Annotated in this window: 15 protein-coding genes; 5 read left to right on the forward strand and 10 right to left on the reverse strand. The window is 45.6% G+C overall.

What is annotated here, in order from left to right:
• Nucleotides 1-3: 3 nt before the first annotated feature.
• The 3 genes from IL_RS13835 to IL_RS07830 are packed head-to-tail and all read right to left on the reverse strand — an operon-like array spanning nucleotide 4 to nucleotide 2,030.
• Nucleotides 4-126, reverse strand: a complete 123-nt coding sequence (locus IL_RS13835) for a hypothetical protein (RefSeq protein ID WP_255801631.1) — start codon at nucleotides 124-126, stop codon at nucleotides 4-6.
• Nucleotides 113-1,549, reverse strand: coding sequence for a sodium:solute symporter family protein (locus IL_RS07825; RefSeq protein WP_011234771.1), 1,437 nt, complete (start codon nucleotides 1,547-1,549; stop codon nucleotides 113-115). Before IL_RS07825 ends, IL_RS13835 begins: the two co-directional genes overlap by 14 nt.
• On the reverse strand, nucleotides 1,542-2,030 hold the full coding sequence (locus IL_RS07830; protein ID WP_011234772.1) for a hypothetical protein: 489 nt from the start codon (nucleotides 2,028-2,030) through the stop codon (nucleotides 1,542-1,544). Before IL_RS07830 ends, IL_RS07825 begins: the two co-directional genes overlap by 8 nt.
• 145 nt (nucleotides 2,031-2,175) lie before the next feature.
• On the opposite strand from IL_RS07830, the gene folK reads away from it, so the two are divergent.
• The 3 genes from folK (at nucleotide 2,176) to IL_RS07845 (ending at nucleotide 4,693) form a co-directional block, all read left to right on the forward strand.
• Nucleotides 2,176-2,547 (forward strand): 2-amino-4-hydroxy-6-hydroxymethyldihydropteridine diphosphokinase, encoded by a 372-nt coding sequence (gene folK, locus IL_RS07835; protein WP_011234773.1) that lies wholly within the window; start codon nucleotides 2,176-2,178, stop codon nucleotides 2,545-2,547.
• Nucleotides 2,544-3,251, forward strand: coding sequence for an SDR family NAD(P)-dependent oxidoreductase (locus tag IL_RS07840; RefSeq protein WP_011234774.1), 708 nt, complete (start codon nucleotides 2,544-2,546; stop codon nucleotides 3,249-3,251). The genes folK and IL_RS07840 overlap by 4 nt, the downstream gene beginning before the upstream one ends.
• Before the next feature lie 116 nt (nucleotides 3,252-3,367).
• Entirely contained in the window at nucleotides 3,368-4,693 is a 1,326-nt protein-coding gene (locus IL_RS07845) for an IS4-like element ISIlo1 family transposase (RefSeq protein WP_011234327.1), read from the forward strand.
• A 55-nt stretch (nucleotides 4,694-4,748) separates the two neighbouring features.
• Here the strand turns inward: IL_RS07845 and acnA are convergent, their stop codons facing one another.
• Nucleotides 4,749-7,418, reverse strand: a complete 2,670-nt coding sequence (gene acnA / locus IL_RS07850) for an aconitate hydratase AcnA (RefSeq protein ID WP_011234775.1) — start codon at nucleotides 7,416-7,418, stop codon at nucleotides 4,749-4,751.
• A gap of 258 nt (nucleotides 7,419-7,676) precedes the next feature.
• On the opposite strand from acnA, the gene tesB reads away from it, so the two are divergent.
• A complete protein-coding gene (tesB, locus tag IL_RS07855) occupies nucleotides 7,677-8,537 on the forward strand; it encodes an acyl-CoA thioesterase II (protein ID WP_011234776.1) in 861 nt (286 codons plus the stop codon).
• Nucleotides 8,538-8,575: 38 nt separating this feature from the next.
• Here tesB and IL_RS07860 read toward each other — a convergent pair whose 3' ends face one another.
• The gene (locus IL_RS07860) at nucleotides 8,576-9,784 is read right to left on the reverse strand and encodes a NupC/NupG family nucleoside CNT transporter (protein WP_011234777.1); all 1,209 of its coding nucleotides are present in this window, start codon (nucleotides 9,782-9,784) and stop codon (nucleotides 8,576-8,578) included.
• A gap of 13 nt (nucleotides 9,785-9,797) precedes the next feature.
• Entirely contained in the window at nucleotides 9,798-10,430 is a 633-nt protein-coding gene (gene udk, locus IL_RS07865; RefSeq protein WP_011234778.1) for a uridine kinase, read from the reverse strand.
• A 215-nt stretch (nucleotides 10,431-10,645) separates the two neighbouring features.
• On the opposite strand from udk, the gene IL_RS07870 reads away from it, so the two are divergent.
• On the forward strand, nucleotides 10,646-13,420 hold the full coding sequence (locus IL_RS07870) for a M16 family metallopeptidase (RefSeq protein ID WP_011234779.1): 2,775 nt from the start codon (nucleotides 10,646-10,648) through the stop codon (nucleotides 13,418-13,420).
• A gap of 44 nt (nucleotides 13,421-13,464) precedes the next feature.
• Here the strand turns inward: IL_RS07870 and IL_RS07875 are convergent, their stop codons facing one another.
• The 4 genes from IL_RS07875 to IL_RS07890 form a co-directional block, all read right to left on the reverse strand.
• A complete protein-coding gene (locus IL_RS07875; protein ID WP_011234780.1) occupies nucleotides 13,465-14,160 on the reverse strand; it encodes a 2OG-Fe(II) oxygenase in 696 nt (231 codons plus the stop codon).
• 54 nt (nucleotides 14,161-14,214) lie between these two features.
• Complete coding sequence (locus tag IL_RS07880) at nucleotides 14,215-15,804, reverse strand: EAL domain-containing protein (protein WP_011234781.1); 1,590 nt, start codon at nucleotides 15,802-15,804, stop codon at nucleotides 14,215-14,217.
• Nucleotides 15,805-15,903: 99 nt separating this feature from the next.
• Nucleotides 15,904-16,422 (reverse strand): porin family protein, encoded by a 519-nt coding sequence (locus tag IL_RS07885; RefSeq protein ID WP_011234782.1) that lies wholly within the window; start codon nucleotides 16,420-16,422, stop codon nucleotides 15,904-15,906.
• A gap of 54 nt (nucleotides 16,423-16,476) precedes the next feature.
• Nucleotides 16,477-17,835 carry an MBL fold metallo-hydrolase RNA specificity domain-containing protein gene (locus IL_RS07890; protein ID WP_011234783.1) on the reverse strand — a complete coding sequence of 453 codons (1,359 nt, stop codon included), beginning with the start codon at nucleotides 17,833-17,835 and terminating at the stop codon, nucleotides 16,477-16,479.
• Nucleotides 17,836-17,896: the final 61 nt, after the last annotated feature.

Raw genomic sequence — 17,896 nt, forward strand, 5'->3', positions numbered from 1 at the left:
CAATTACCATATGGTTTTAGAAATAAAATCTTTAATAAAAAGCCCGAGTAACAAAACCGGAGCTAAGCAAGTCATTATTAGCGCCAGAGAAATTAACCACTCAAAAGCCAGTTCACTGATTAGCATTTGACTGCTCCTTCTCATTTAGTGTGTCCCAGTCAAACTTGTCGCTACTGCGAAAAATGCCTACTAGACATATTAGACCGGAAACTGCACATGACACTAAAGCGGCGACATAGAAGCCGACAACAAAATAACTCAGCATACCAAATGCCGTACCGAACCCCATAGCGCACGCCGCGTATGTTCCCGTCAGCCGACGATGATACAGCCCCAGTACAATTGGCCAGATGGTGCTGGCAACAAAAGCTCCGGCAAAATTCAATAGAGCACCTAAGGTTGCAACGCGCGGCAGGCACAATAACCAGGTAACGACTCCTAAGCCTAGAATACAACTGCGATTAAAGCGCATTAATGTTTTGTCGCTGGCTTTAGGTTTCAGTTTTTTATGGAAAATATCCTGCGTGACTAAATCTGAAGTAGCTGCGAGTAACGAGTCCAGGCTGGACGCCAACGCAGAAAAAATAACAATAAAAACAATAATGGCCCCGGCTTTACCGAGTACAGCCGCGGCAACGGTAGGACCAATCATATCGGGGCTTGGTGGGAAAATTCCCAGCTGAGGCGCTGCTAACGCAATAAACCCGGTAACAATAGGAATGGGCAGCCATAATAAGCCACCAGTTAAGTAAGCCTTGTAAGCCACATTCTTTTTAAAAGACAGCGCCCGTGACCACCAGACATTGGAATGAAAGATTTCCCCAAGGCCGAAGAAGATATTGTTAAACAGAAACATGACGGCAGCCGGAAACAGCATGTCCAAAAGCTGCGGATGCTCACTTGTCAGGTTGCTGTGGATGCTCTCCAGGCCAACATTATCAATTATCCAGTACGCGATAAAACTGACACCGACAATGATGATTAAAGCCTGAATAAAGTCGGTAGCAATAACCGCCCGCATTCCGCCAAAAAGTGTATAGCCGACACAAATTACCAGTATGGTGGTCATGCCAATGTGATAATCGAGCCCACTGAGTGACTCAAGCAAAATACCACCAGCCATACCCAGACTAATTAACCAGCCAAAAGCATAAACCACAGAAATGATGATAAAGACGAGCCAGGCCAGATTGCCATAACGCAAACGCACAAAGTCGCCCGATGTATAACCGTTAGGAAGCAGTTCCTTAATGCGTTTAGCCATAGGTGCAAACAGCACTAAGCCCAGAGCAGCAAAGGAATACCCTACCATGCCCCAAATGCCGAATTGATAGGTTAACTGGGGAGCAACCAGCGTGGTGTTACTGGTAACCCAGGTGGCCATAGCCGTTGCCGCTGCAAACGCAAAACCAACATTCCGCCCTGCCAGAGCAAAGTCCTCGTGGCTGCGGTTCTTCCGCCCCAGCCAATAACCAAAGGCTACCCAGAACACCCCAAACAGGACGATAATCGTGATGCCGGTACTCGTATCCAGTGCGAATTCAGTCATGGCGCTCTTGTCTGGAGTGGATCCATTGCCGATGAAGCAATAATAAGGTTGCTACCAAAGTAATGAAAATAACCAGGCCGACGAAGAATAAAGTCAGAGATTGCCAGAGCGGATAGTGCTCCACCGTTATCTCAATAGTATTGCTGGTATAAATTTGGTTATCAGGACCTTCGGCTCTAGCACGCAAATAATAAGTTCCATTGCTAAAACCGGTAAGTGAAATATCCTGGAAGTCACCTAGTGTAGGAAACTGACGAGTACTCTTGGCAAACTCTGAATTGCTGGCAACTTCAATAGTAACTCTGTTAAGCTCGTCAAAATTCAGAGCGCTAACAGAAACAGTGAAGTAACCTTCTTTTACAACGGAGTCCGGCCCGCTCAGTTTTAACGAGCTCGCATGCGCAGTTGTTGGCAACATTACCAACAAACATAAAGCAAACAAAATATAGCAATAGTTAAAGCCGTTTTTCTGCGTTGTCATTAAAACTTCTGCTCATTAGCATTAGTTGAAATCTCAGGCTAGCAGCAGAATTTTTTAATTTCAACTGTTTAAAATAGTCATCTGTTTACTGTTATTGCTCGTAATCAGTTCAACATATTATTTACGTTTAGTGGTCAGTCATTCAATGCAAAAGTATTTATGCAGTCTCGGTTCAAACCTTGAGCCTGAAACACATTTTCCTCAGGCACAAGTGGCCCTTAAAGCTTTATCCGACGATATACGCTTTTCACGAAACATACCGACTTCACCAGTCGACATGGATACGAATAACGATTTTTTGAACGCCTTATTTATTATTCGCACGCCTATGTCTGCGAATGAATTAAAGCAAAAGTTTAATGCTATCGAAGAGGCTATGGGCCGCGACCGCTCAGACCCACAAAGAAGCTTTAAAGATCGCACCATAGATATTGATATCCTGGGACGGCTTGAAGAGAAACCTCCGGTACCGGAATATTTAACCTCTTTATTACCAGATTTAGGACTCACCTCATGAGAAAAACAGCAGTTATTACAGGCGCCGGACGACGTTTTGGTTTTGAACTGGCCAAAGCCTTGCTGACTGAAGGCTACCAGTTATTTGCTCACTACAATAGCTCGCGTGACGGTATTGACGAGCTGGAAGCACTTGGCGCTCAGGGCGTACAAGCAGATTTCACCAACATAGACAGTATTCAGGCCATGGTGCGTACTATTAGCAGCGCTACGGACTCTGTCGATCTATTGGTTAACAACGCTTCCTGTTTTTTCGACAACGAAACCGTTGATAACGACAACAACGCGTTAGCTGCGGTATTCCAGGTACACGGAATGGCACCCTATCTGCTTATAAGCGGCTTGCAACGGCAATTAAGCCATTCCGGGAATGGACTGGTTATTAATATTACGGACATCTACGCTGACCGCCCGTCTACAGACTATATTGCTTATTGCGCAGCGAAAGCCGGGCTCGCCAACATGACCCAGGCCTTTGCTAAAAGTTTAGCGCCATCAGTAAGAGTCAACGCCATTCAGCCAGGCCCTATTCTATTTTTACCAGAGCACGATAAAGAACATCGTATGCAGGTTCTGGATGAGACACCATTGCGGGTTGAAGGGGGTTTAGAGCCAATGATAGAAACCGTTCGCTTTTTACGCGACAACCCGTTTATTACGGGCGAGTCCATTAAAGTCGACGGCGGTCGCGGCTTAATGATATAAAAAAACCCGGCACGGTGGCCTAATGCCGATCAGTTAAGAAAAATTTTAGCGATCGGTTGACCGATCCGGCAGAGACTTCAAAATCCGTAGTTAGGTTTTCTAACTACGGATTTTTTATGTTTCTGAGTCAAGCACTGGACCAACTGCAGGAGTTTACGCCGGATGATTTTAGTAAACTACCGGATCTGCTGGAGCCTGAGTTAATCGAACAATGCCTTGAAGACGCGGGCGTTACAACGGTACGCAAACGCCGTTTGCCAATGGACTTTATGGTCTGGGCGGTCGTAGGAATGGCATTATTTCGGGAAATGCCGATGCGTCAGCTCGTTTCACACCTTGATTTAATGTTGCCCGGCAAAAGACCTTACGTTGCGCCGAGTGCCGTAGTTCAGGCTCGTCAGCGTTTGGGGGCTAATGTTATGAAGCGTATGTTTGAGCTCACTAATGAGCTGTGGTTCGATAAACTACCGCTTTCTCACTGGAATAATCTATCGGTTCTGGCTGTCGACGGCACCGTCTGGCGTACACCGGACACACCGGAGAATGATGCTTCCTATGGGCGAACGGCTAACCAGCGGGCTGAATCCGACTATCCTCAAATTCGGATGGTGAATCAAATGGAAGTAAGCAGCCATTTAGTCACCTCGACGGAGTTCGGCAGTATTGCAGAGGTTAGTGAAGTAGACCTGGCAGCCCGGCTGATTGAACAGACGCCGGACCACTCACTGACGCTGTTCGATAAAGGGTTTTATGCGCTGGGTTTACTGGATCAATGGCATCGTGCCGGTGAGGAGCGCCATTGGCTTATTCCCCTCAGAAAAGGCGCACAATACTCTGTCAAGAAGTCTTTTAGCGACACGGACAAATTGGTAGAAATTAGGCTCTCACCACAAGCTAAGAAGAAGTGGGATAATGCACCGGACACTGTTCAGGCGCGTTTAGTGTGTAAGAAAATAGCTAAAAAAGAGGTTGCGATATTAACCTCAATGACAGACACGATGCGTTATCCTGAAGCCGATATCGTTGACTTATATGCTCATCGCTGGGAAATCGAGCAGGCTTACCGTGAAATGAAACAATATATGCTGAAGAGTGAGCTGACCCTGCGCAGCAAACGGCCTGACCTGGTTGAGCAGGAGTTGTGGGGCATGCTGGTCGCTTATAACTTATTGCGGTATATGATGGCGCAAATGGCCTATAGCCTGAAGCATATTGAGCCGAATCAAATAAGTTTCAAACAAGCCTCTCATTATCTGGTGGGGCAGTTACATATACTGGTACACATCTCACCCGGAAAAATACCCAAAGTCATGGAGCAAATGATGGAAATGGCCAGCGCATTCGTGCTGCCCGAAAGACGAGAGCGATATTACCCTCGTTCAATAAAAAGGCGGCCGCAACGTTATCCGATGCGACCGCCTTCTAAACCGACAGCCAGTTAGCTTAACTGACAAGCATTAGGCACGGTGGCCGGGTTTCAGTTCACTATAGCGACTCTTATTTAAGCATTCCGCGCAATACGTAATGTAAGATACCACCACTTTTGTAGTAGCTCATTTCATTACCAGTATCGATACGGCACTTAACCTCAAACTCGACTTCGCTTCCGTCTTTGCGTTTAGCAACAACTTTCAGCATTTGTCCAGGCTTGAGGTTATCATCAAGGCCTAAAATCGATATCTGCTCTTCGCCAGTCAGCTTGTGTTCTTTAACACCTTCACCTTCAACAAATTGCAGCGGCAGAACGCCCATACCCACCAGGTTAGAACGGTGAATACGTTCATAGCTCTCAGCCAGTACGGCCTTAACACCTAACAGCGTTGTACCTTTGGCAGCCCAGTCACGGCTAGAACCGGTACCGTACTCTTTACCAGCTAATACAACCAATGGTGTGTCATTTTCCATATACTTCATGGCGGCATCGTAAATGGCCATTTGCTCGCCAGTTGGAATGTACTTGGTGTAACCACCTTCAACATCATCCAGCATCTGGTTTTTAATACGAATATTGGCAAAAGTACCGCGCATCATGACTTCGTGGTTACCACGACGCGAACCATAAGAGTTAAAGTCTTTAATTTCGACGCCATTTTCCTGCAGATACTTACCTGCTGGCGAATCTGGCTTAATAGAACCTGCCGGTGAAATGTGATCCGTCGTAATTGAGTCCGCAAATACCGCCAACACGTTAGCGTCTTTAATGTCGCTCGGTGCCTGCAGTGGCTTATCAATACCTTCAAAGAACGGTGGGTTCTTAACGTAAGTAGAGTCGTCCTGCCAGTTATAGGTATTGCCTTTGGCAACACTAATTGACTGCCATTCTTCATCACCTTCAAAGACTTCTCCGTATTCTTTGCCGAACATCTCGTTATCAACCATTTTCACAGCTTCAGCAATTTCTGAACTGCTAGGCCAAATGTCTTTCAGGAATACATCATTACCGTCAGAGTCTTTACCTAAAGGATCTTTACTCAAGTCAGTACGCGTTGTACCCGACAGCGCGTAGGCAACCACTAGCGGTGGTGACGCCAGCCAGTTCGCTTTAACTTCAGGGTGAACACGGCCTTCAAAGTTACGGTTTCCTGACAACACAGAAGATACCGTCAGGTCACCTTCATTAATGGCTTCCGTTATTTCATCGTCCAGCGGACCAGAGTTACCAATACAGGTAGTACAACCGTAGCCCACTAAGTTAAAGCCAAGTTTATCAAGGTACTCATCTAAACCGGCTTTTGCGAAATAATCAGTAACTACTTTAGAACCCGGAGCCAATGACGATTTCACCCATGGCTTACGAACCAGCCCTTTTTCCACTGCTTTTTTAGCCAGTAAGCCTGCTGCCATCATGACGCTTGGGTTTGACGTATTGGTACAAGAAGTTATAGCAGCGATGACAACATCACCGTGCGATAAGGAATAGTCCTTACCTTTAACTTTTACTTCTTTGTCTTTCTCACCCGATTTACCGTTAGTTTCCAGTATCAGGTCGAAATTACTGCCAAGCTGCTCCATATTCACTCGATCCTGCGGGCGTTTTGGACCGGCAAGCGAGGCTGTTACGGTGCTTAAGTCTAATTCCAGCGTATCGGTGTACTCCGGTTCGTTATCATTGTCGCGCCACAAACCCTGAGCTTTAGAGTACTTCTCAACCAACTCAATGGTTTCTTCATCACGACCTGACAGACGGAAATAGCGCAGGGTTTCATCATCTACCGGGAAGAAACCACAGGTTGCGCCATATTCCGGCGACATGTTTGAAATGGTTGCGCGGTCAGCTAACGGTAAGTTGTCCAGACCAGGACCGTAAAACTCAACAAATTTACCTACTACGCCTTTTTCACGCAGCATTTGAGTAACTGTTAATACCAAGTCTGTCGCGGTTACACCTTCTTTCAGCGCTCCGGTCATACGGAAGCCGACAACTTCCGGTATCAACATGGAAACCGGCTGTCCCAGCATAGCAGCTTCGGCTTCAATACCGCCAACGCCCCAGCCTAGTACGCCAATACCGTTGATCATGGTGGTGTGCGAGTCGGTGCCAACCAAAGTGTCAGGATAAGCAAAAGTTTTGCCGTCTTCTTCTTTCGTCCAGACACTCTTGCCTAAATACTCCAGGTTCACCTGGTGGCAAATACCGGTCCCCGGCGGTACTACGCGGAAGTTCTCAAAGGCACCCTGCCCCCATTTCAGGAACTCGTAACGCTCTTTATTACGTTCCATCTCAAAGCGGACGTTTTCTTTAAAGGCCCCTTCAGTTGCGTATTTGTCTACCATTACCGAGTGGTCAATGACCAGGTCGACCGGCGACAACGGGTTAATGACTTCAGGGTCATGCCCGGCTTTCGCCACGGCGTCACGCATTGCCGCTAAATCGACAATACCCGGAACACCGGTGAAGTCCTGCATCAGAACCCGCGCAGGCCGGTACTGAATCTCGCGGTCAATTTTCTTCTTCTTCGACCAGTCGACCATGGCTTGCAAATCGTCTTTCGTGACGGTTTCGCCATCTTCATTACGCAATAGGTTTTCGAGTAAAACCTTCATTGAAGCAGGAAGTTTAGAAATGTCTCCTAAGGCTTCCTCTGCTTTAGGCAGGCTATAATAATGAAAGGTTTTTCCTTTAACATCTAACGAACTTAAGGTTTTCAGACTGTCTTTGCCTGACATAGATTCTCTCCCATTCGCTTCCAAAGCGTCGTTGTGAACTAAACGGTCTCTTAAATATAGACAAACAGAACCGTTTCAGCCATCAAATGTGTGCTTTGATGAAAACATAAATCAAAAGTTTGTGCCAATTAACTGCTGGTTAAGTACTCAGTTAAGCAACTATTTTTATTATAAATTGTGTTTATATTACATAGTCGGTAAAAAGTGTTTAAGATCAATTAGACATCAGTCTTAGTGAATAAAATAAGGATATAATGGATGAGTCAGGTACTCGATGATTTACTCGACCTGCTAACCCTGGAGAGCATTGAGGACGGTCTTTACCGTGGACAAAGTCAGGATCTAGGCTTTGGCGCAGTTTTTGGTGGTCAGGTTATTGGACAGGCGCTGTCGGCGGCTAAAGAAACTTTACCTCAGGAGCGAGTGTGCCATTCGTTTCACAGTTACTTTTTACGCCCGGGTGACGCCAAAAAACCTATTGTTTATGACGTTGAAACCATACGCGACGGTAAAAGTTTTTCAGCACGCAGAGTCAAAGCCATACAGTATGGTAAACCCATTTTCTACATGACTGCGTCTTTCCAGCAACAGGAAGAAGGCTTTGAGCATCAGGACACCATGCCTGAAGTGCCCGGTCCAGAAGGCTTAGTTTCAGACTTGGATATTTATCGTGAACACGAAGAGCTGATACCGGCACCACTGCGCAAGAAATTCATTTGCGACAAGCCCATAGAAATGCGCTTTGTTACCCCATATAACCCATTTAAACCTGAAAAAGACGAGCCTCGCCGTTATGTCTGGTTCAGAGCTAACGGCAACATGCCGGACGATCAGCGTGTGCACAAATACTTGCTGGCTTATGCGTCAGACTTTAACTTTTTACCGACAGCACTGCAGCCTCATGGCGTGAGCTTTGCTCAACCCCATATGCAGGTTGCAACCGTTGATCATGCCATGTGGTTCCATCGCGACTTCCGTATGGATGACTGGCTGCTCTACGCAATAGATAGCCCTTCTGCCAGTGGTCAGCGCGGTTTAGTGCGCGGGCAAATATTCACGCGTGATGGTGTGCTAGTAGCATCGACAATTCAGGAAGGTGTTATACGGGACCGCGGTTAAACGCGATCCCGATATTAGGGCGTATTGACGTTTACTGATTAGGTCAGAGAAACAAAGAAACCGGCAATTGCAGCACTCATCATGTTTGCCAAAGTCGCTGCTAATAAAGCCCGCATACCTAAACGAGCAATGTCATGGCGTCGGCTGGGCGCCATACCGCCTAACCCGCCCAGCAAAATAGCAATAGACGAAAAGTTCGCAAACCCGCAAAGCACAAAGGTAATGATAACCTGCGAGTTTTCACTTAACTGATCTTTGTAATTGACAAAATCGAGGTAGGCGACAAATTCATTAATAACCAGCTTCTGACCAATAAAGCTTCCCGCCAGGTTAGCTTCATCCCAACTGACCCCTAATACATAGGCAACAGGCTGAAATACATAACCAAAAATTTGCTGTAAGGTCAGTTCAGAATACCCAAACCAACCGCCAACCCAGCCAAAAATGCCGTTAACCAGTGCAATAAGCGCAACGAAGGCTAACAACATAGCACCAACATTCATTGCTAACTGCAGGCCACTGGATGCCCCTTGAGCTGCTGCGTCAATGACATTTGCGGAATTATCTTCCACTTCAATTTCGTTGAGATCGTTACGCGGCTTCTCTGATTCGGGAATCATCATTTTAGCCATTAAGAATCCGCCAGGCGCAGCCATAAAGCTCGCCGCAATAAGATACTTGAGCTCGATTCCAACTTCAGCTAAACCAGCAAGCACAGAGCCAGATACTGAGGCCATCCCGCCCACCATAACCGCAAACAGTTCAGAACGAGTCATAGTACCGATAAACGGCCTGACCATCATGGGTGCTTCGGTTTGTCCGACAAAAATATTGGCGGCCGCCGACATGGATTCCGGGCGACTGGTACCCAGCAGCTTTTGCAGCCCTCCGCCTAAAATGCGAATAATCCATTTCATAATGCCTAAGTAGTACAAAACGGAAATAAGAGAGGAGAAGAAAACAATGACCGACAAAACTTGAATGGCAAAAACAAGACCAAACTCTTCTGATGCCAATCCACCAAATAAAAAGTTGATGCCTGCCTGAGTGTACCCAATGACCTCGGAAATCCCGGCCGCAAAACTCAGTAGTAACTCTTTTCCTACAGTGGTGTAGAGTACAATACACGCTAACCCTACTTGAATGCCGAAGGCTCCGAGAACCGTTCGCCAACGAATGGCTTTGCGATCCGTTGAAACTAAATAGGCAACGATAAAGATGACGGCAATGCCGAGAATACTATTCATAGAAGAACCAATTTTATTCCGCCAGCAACTGACGTATTTTTGTTTTTATAATATCAATGGCGATTTCGTTTTGACCACCGCGAGTGACAACGAGATCAGCAAACTGCTTAGACGGGAATATAAAGTCAAAGAATGCGGGACGAACATACTGCTCATATTGTTCAGTAACCGACTGCAACGTACGTCCACGCTCTTCAATATCGCGCTTGATACGGCGCAGCAGACAAATATCCAATGGCGTGTCCATAAATACCGAGATATCAAACTGTTCACGTAACTTTTCATCGGTTAACAGCAAAATACCCTCAACCATTACGACTTTTGCCGGAGCAACCCGTATAGATTTTTCCAGGCGGGTATGCGTAGTATGGCTGTACTGCGGCATATCGACCGCTTCACCGGCTTTTAACTGCCGCAAATGTTGCATCAGCAAATCGTGTTCGAAAGCAGCAGGCTGATCATAGTTAGTTAACACCCGCTGCTCCATGGTCATATGACTCTGGTCACGGTAGTAAGCGTCTTCGGCCAGAATAGCAATGCCGTCAGTTCCTAATTCAGCCACTAACTCCTGATACACCGTGGAGGCAAACAGGCTTTTTCCTGACGCTGAGGCGCCAGCTATCGCTATAACTGTTATTTTACTCACAAGCTTCCGTTTCTATTTGCTGCAAACCGCGCGCAATTATCCTTGATTGTCTGCGTAATTAAAAGACTTGACTGACACCTTTATTGTCATAACTTTGACCGATAATCCCTCATATGTTTAATTTCGTTACAATTTAGCCTGAACATAAGCATGAATATCAGTGCCCCCTCTCGTATAGTAAGTTCGCTAAATAAAAAAATAATCCAGGAACCACTATGAAAATGATGAAAACTTTAACCGCCGTTGCTGTAGCAACTGTGTTACTAGGCGGTTGTCAGACAACTCAGTCAGCTAATAACGGCCAGGCTGTCAGCCAGTCACAATTCCCCGAAGTAAAGGTCAACTACGAGACATTTACATTGGATAACGGTTTAACGGTTGTTGTTCATGAAGATCGCAAAGCGCCTATCGTTGCGGTTAATGTTTGGTACGCCGTTGGCTCTAAAGACGAAAAAATGGGCCAAACGGGTTTTGCCCACTTATTTGAGCACTTAATGTTTAACGGTACCGAAAACTACGATGACGAATACTTCGGTCCTTTTGAACGCGCTGGTGCAACAGAAATGAACGGCACCACCAACAATGACCGTACCAACTATTTTGAAAATGTTCCTACACCGGCATTGGATATGGCCTTGTGGATGGAGTCTGATCGTATGGGTCACCTGTTAGGAGCCATAACTCAAGACAAACTCGACGAGCAGCGCGGCGTTGTGCAAAACGAAAAGCGCCAGGGTGAAGCTCAGCCGTATGGTAAGGCCTGGAGTTATATCGCCGAACAGACCTTCCCCGAAGGACATCCGTACTCATGGTCGGTTATTGGCTCTATGGAAGACTTGAACGCGGCGTCTCTTGACGACGTTCACCAGTGGTTTGAAGATTACTATGGTGCAGCTAACGCAGTTTTGGTTTTAGCCGGTGATATTGATGTTGAAACCGCGAAAGAAAAAGTGACCAAATACTTTGCTGATATTGGCCCTGGTAAACCACTGCAAAAACAGGAAGCCTGGGTTGCTAAACGCGATGAGCAAAAACGCTCGACTATGGAAGATCGTGTTCCGGCCCCACGGATTTATAAGGTATGGAATACCGCACAAATGGGGACTGCCGACTCCGAATACCTTAACCTATTGGCGGACATTCTGGCTAACGGTAAAAACTCACGACTTTATGAACGCTTAGTTTATAACGAACAAATTGCCAGCTCTGTTGGTGCCTTCCAATATGGTCGCAAACTCTCTGGTCAATTCTTTATTACGGCTGATGCCAAACCAGGTGTTGAGCTTGAGCAAATTGAAAAAATTATTGATGAAGAGCTTGAGCGTTTAATTACGGAAGGTCCAACGGCGGCAGAATTGCAACGCACCAAATTCAGCACCACAGCCAATTTCGTTCGTCGCGCTGAAAAAGTTGGTGGCTTTGGTGGTAAATCTGACATTCTGGCTTCAGGAGCGGTTTACCATGATAACCCCGGCTTCTACCAACAAGAGATGGAATGGACAAAACAAGCTTCCGTCAATGACCTACAAAATGCGGCAGAACAATGGTTAAGCTCTGGTGACTTTGTGCTTAATGTTGTACCACAACCTGAATATATTACCCAGGAAACTAATGCCGATCGCTCACAATTACCTGACGTTGGCGACTTGCCACAGCTAGAATTGCCTGAAGTTAAAACTTTCACCTTATCTAATGGTTTAGAAGTTTATCTGGCTCAACGTAGCGATACGCCAACCATTGAAATGAGTCTGGTCTTTGACAGTGGTTATGCTTCGGATGTTGGCGGCAAACTCGGAACAGCAAGTTACACCATGTCGATGCTAAAAGAAGGCACTGAAAACCTAAGCGCACTGGAATTAAATGAGCGTTTAGAGTCTTTAGGAACCAACTTAAATGCGTCAGCCAGCCTCGATAGTTCACGCATTAGCATGGATACACTTAGTGTAAACTTTGCCGAGAGCTTAGCACTGATGAATGATGTGCTGCAGAATCCGGCTTTTTCTGACGAAGAAATTGAACGCAAGCGTTCAAACTGGATAGAAGGCATTCGCAAGGAAGAAGCTCGCCCTCAAACTCAAGCTTTACGCGTGTTGCCCGGCTTAATGTTTGGAGAAGGACACGCTTACAGCCAGCCATTAACCGGCTCAGGTACGCCTGAATCCATTAAGTCATTAACTCGTGAAGACTTAGTCCAGCACGCTCAAACCTGGTTACGCCCGGACAACGCAAAACTGGTGATTGTGGGTGATACCAACGTTGAACAAGCTCAGTCTTTATTAGAAGAGCAGTTTGCCAGCTGGCAGGCTCCGGCTTCTGATAAACCAGAAAAGACTCTTGATACTTCGATGGCATCTGAAACCAGTCGCGTATTCCTGATTGATAAACCAGGAAACCCTCAGTCAGTGATAATAGCGGGTCAGTTGGCTCCTTCTGGCCAAGTCGACAATGCTGATACTATTGACGTAATGAACACCATTCTTGGCGGCAGTTTCACCAGTCGTCTGAACATGAACTTACGTGAAGACAAAGGCTGGTCTTATGGTGCTCGCTCTATTTGGTTAGATAACGAAGGCCCAGGGTTACTAATTGCACTGGCTCCGGTTCAAACCGATAAAACTAAAGAGTCGATTCAGGAAATTATGAAAGAATTTACTCAATACGAAGGTGACAAACCAGCAACCGCAGACGAGCTGGCAAAAGTTAAAGCCAACAAAACAGCTAAATTACCTGGCGCCTACGAAACCAAAGGCAGCTTGCTTAGCGGTTTAGTCAGCACATTTAATAAAGGCAAAAACGTTGAGTATCTCGAAAACTATGGTCAACGCATAAACGCCATTACGCTTAACGACATTCAGGATAATGCGGACAAGGTTTTAAAACCTGACGCTATGACCTGGGTTATCGTCGGTGACCTGGCTGAAATAGAAGAAAAAGTACGTTCACTGAATTTAGGTGAAGTGACCATTCTAAAAGAAAGCGACGTTAAGTAATATCGTCTCCCCCAGTCTTTCTGACTGGGGGAATTTCTCTCTCATTACTCACCAAATAATTGCTCTGCGCGACTATGAAGGATCCAGCTGGTTAAAATATACTTATCATTTGATACAGGTATTCTGCCTCTATGCGTGTGAGTAAAGTAAGCTGGCGCTATAACCATTTGACCCGCTTTGGGTTTTAGCGACCGTTCCTGATAATAAAAGTCCGTTTCACCACCTTCGTCTACATCGTTTAAGTAATACATAAACAACAGAGCCCGATGCAGTGGTTCAGTCGAACCTTTCTGAGGAAAAGCTTCACAGTGCCAGTAATTATAATTTCCTTCACCTTTGCGATAACGCTGCATTTGTATTGCACCGACACGAAACAGCTTTTGCATAATTGCCATTTCTTTGCCTTTCGCTATCTCATCAAAATTATCATGTGTTAAAGCGGCTGGCTGCTGAGTTTTAGGGTGCTGCAACGTTAGCGCGACTGGCGCTATCAAGGCAAAATGATATTTTTTAAAATACTCCAACGCATATCGGGCTGTGATTTTCTGTATTTCCAGCAGCAGCTTCTGGTACTCCGGGTGAGCGTTCAATGCTAAGTCCGTACTCGACTTTTTACTCACATCAACACCACCTCCGGTACGCCCCTGAAAGGTATGCCGTGACTTTTCGAAAACTGTGATGAGCTGCTGGCACAATTCGGAGGATAAAGCATTATCATAGGTTTCGATAAAATCATTCATAAAGGTGACTCTTTCTAATTGCTATACGTTTAGCCGAGCTAGCATTTAAAAAAATTAATTCAATAAGCGATTAACTTCCGGCGATGGCTTACCAATGTAATAGCCCTGTAAGTACTCAATTTGCTGGTCACACAAGTAGCTATTTACTTCTTTATTTTCAACAAATTCAGCCACGATAGGAATATGTAATTCCTTACAGATACTGATCAGGCCATTCAGAATACTGGCACTTGTCGGGTCATGTAATACGTTTTGAACTATGCTGCCATCAATCTTCAAATAATCCGGACGAAGACTTATCAGGCGCGAGAAGTTTGAATAACCGACACCAAAATCATCTATCGCAATTTGTCCACCTAAACGTCTGACATCTCTGGCAAAAGCCTGAACCTTGGTAAAATCTTCTGTGGATTCGGTTTCCGTAATTTCGAAAATAAGCTGCGCTTTTTTATGCTCTGACAGCACATAATGAATGAAACTGACCGTCTCTTCATTCAAAATATCTTCGATGGAGACATTCACGGATATTGCGACCTGGTATTGCTCGGACGTGAGCACCGCCTGTTCAATAACAGAGCGGGTAATTTCACAATAATAACGTGTTGTTTTTGCCTCATCTAAAAACAGCCCTGGCACTAAATCCTTATTGTTATCTCTTAACCGGACCAGCGCCTCGTAATAGCTGGGCTGATTTTTGTTCGTACTTTGAATGGGCTGGTAGTAATTGACAAAACGATGATCAACCAGCGCTGACTGAATTTTAGGAAGCCAGTTCACTTTATTCTCGTCAAGCAACTCACGTTCATAAACCACTTCCACCTTGTAGCCGGAGTAAATGGCTTTCGCTTTCGACAAGGCGCTTTCCGCAAGCTGTAACTGCTTTTTACGCCCAACACCCATGCCTATGGCAACATCCAGAGTGACATCACTATTTTCTACTTTGAGTTTGTGTAACGACAACGCATTGTAAAAGCTAAGCAATTGTCTCTCGAATAAACTGGGGATCATTCTGAAATCTGGAATTAACGCAAATTTATCACCATGCAAACGGTAAATATTGATGTGTTTAGTTCGCAAAAATGCCGAAGCCCAGTCACTAAATTCACGCAGTAACGCATCACCAAATTCTAAACCGTAGAAGTCGGCGTAACTTCGAAACTTACGAATATCCAGTACGGCAAGGCATTGAGCCCCTACCTGTTTAAGGTCGTTGAGCAAGTCTATTCGGGTAGGAAGAGCGGTAACCTGATCAAAGCGGGCTTCCTGTAGTAATTCATCCAGGTGAATCTCTCGTGAGATATCCTGAAACAACAATATTTGCTCAGCTAAAAAGCCATCAGTTTCGTATAAGGGAATTGCAATACAGCGACACCAGCGCCTGCGGTTGGTACTTGTCAGGCAAAGTCGTCCATTCCAGACTTCACCATTAGCGGCAGCTTGATTTATCTCGCCAGTCACATCGTTGCGACTATCAATGTGGAGAAACTCAGAAAATGCGGTTGTGCGCTTTAAGTAGTGAACTCCTAACAATTTATGCAGAGACTCACTCATCCAGCGAATATTACCGTCCGGCGACAAGCGCGCACATATTGCAGCAGACTCTAACGTATTTATATACTGCTTTAATAAAAATGGATTACGCATCAATGCCTGCCCAGTCAAGGTCAACAAATTAGATGTTACTTTTTTGTAATGTACCGAATCCGCCTCAATAATGACAGCCTGTTACCACAGATAGTTTGATCAAAATCGATAGGTTACGCCTATATTTAGCGCATCAATTGTGTATTCGTCTTTATCAATCAATTTTATCCAGTCGATAAAGTAAGTTGTTCTGGGGTTATGATCATACTGAACTCCGCCGCCGTAACTGATACTGTTAAGTGTTGTGTTTTGACCACCTACCGTAAATTTTCCCCGCGAAAAACCACCGGTAAGATACAAAGCGACGTCGGGTGACAAATACAAACGAGGCTTAGCTAAAATGCTGGCCGTGTAATCGGTTTCAAACTTGGTGCCTTTATCACTGCTGCTGTGTACGCCAAAACCGTAGCGTGCTTCTGCCGAAAGGCTGTTGCTGTAACGATAACCCAGCATCAGGTTCATCGTATGAGGGGTAAATGACGGGGCGCCCTCAAGCTCGGTATCAACATTCAACTGAGCTAGAGATGCTGCGCCGTAGTAGCCACTGTCCTGCGCCTGGGCAAACACACTGACAAATAAAAGCGTACTACCACAGAAAACAGCTTTCAAAAACTTCATACGACTTCCTTATTAATCTGGTACACCTAAGTAAGAGTAGTTTACCAGACTCTGTTAGAGGTGATATACCCCTTGGTAATCAGCAACATCGACATTATAAGTGGTGTTCTGCATTAAATAGTCACGGAAAGTTTCCAATGCATCTAACTCACCATGTACCAATTGAATTGGTGTGTTTGGTTTTAAACTGGACTGCTCTAACCAATCAGCAATTTCTTGGTAGTCAGCATGCCCTGACAGCCCTTCTAAAGAACGGATTCGAGCTTTTACCGGTAACCATTGGCCATGCAGTTTTATCGACTCCACTCCCTGCAGCATTTTGGCACCACGAGTCCCCCCTGCCTGATGCCCACTGAATAACACCGTCGCGCGATGATCACTCAACCAGCGTTTAAAGTGATGCAGAATTCGCCCGCCTGTCGCCATACCGCTGCCCGCAATAATAATATGAGGCCCCGACTGAGAAGCAATAGCTTTTGATTCATCGACAGAACGCGTGTACTCGACTCTTGCAAAGGTTCGGGAGCAGTCTGAGTCCGTCAGTTTGTGAAGGCTATGAAAGCGCTGGTAAAGCCCTGAAACGTTAATAGCCATGGGAGAATCCAAATAAATAGGTTGCTTAGGTACCCGCCCCTCATCCATCAATTTTACTAACAGATATTGCAGCAATTGTGCTCTGCCGACTGAAAAGCTCGGAATTAATAACACACCGCCGGATTGAGCCGTCTCATTAACGACTTCTTCCAACTGCTCTTCCGCATTTTCGGTTTTAGCATGAAGTCGATTGCCGTATGTTGACTCAAGCAGTAGCAAGTCCAAATCCGGTAGCGGTTCAGGTGGATACATCATAATATCCTGCGGACGCCCGATATCACCGGAAAAGCCAACACGCTTACCTTCGGCTTCAATAATGATGCTTGAAGCCCCCAGAATATGACCGGCTGGCTGCAAAGTCACTTTAATATCGCCAATTTCAAATTGCTGATGAAACTCAACGCCCTGAAGCAGCCGTATAGCTGACTTTGCCGTTGCCTCATCGTACAAAGGTTCTGGTTTTTCATGACGGCTTAGCTTATGTTTGCCGAGGTATTTCGCGTCTTCTTCCTGAATTCTTCCGCTATCTGCCCACAGAATATCGCACAAACCAGATGTTGCATGATGTGCGAAAACAGGCCCTCGGAAACCTTCTTTATATAGCACAGGAACAAACCCCGAATGATCAAGATGAGCATGGGTTAATACGACACCGTCCACCTGATTAATCCCCATTGGCAAAGGCTGCCAATTACGTCGCCGTAACCACTTGTAGCCCTGAAAAAGGCCACAGTCTATTAGAATTCGGGTTGACTCTGTTTCAACTAAATATTTGGAACCGGTAACCGTTTCCGCACCACCTAAAAATACGACTCTCATTGTGTGTCCTTATTTAAACCGACGATAAAGTATCTCACTTCACTGTCGTAGAAAAATAGAC

Source organism: Idiomarina loihiensis L2TR (assembly GCF_000008465.1).
Lineage (GTDB): Bacteria > Pseudomonadota > Gammaproteobacteria > Enterobacterales > Alteromonadaceae > Idiomarina > Idiomarina loihiensis.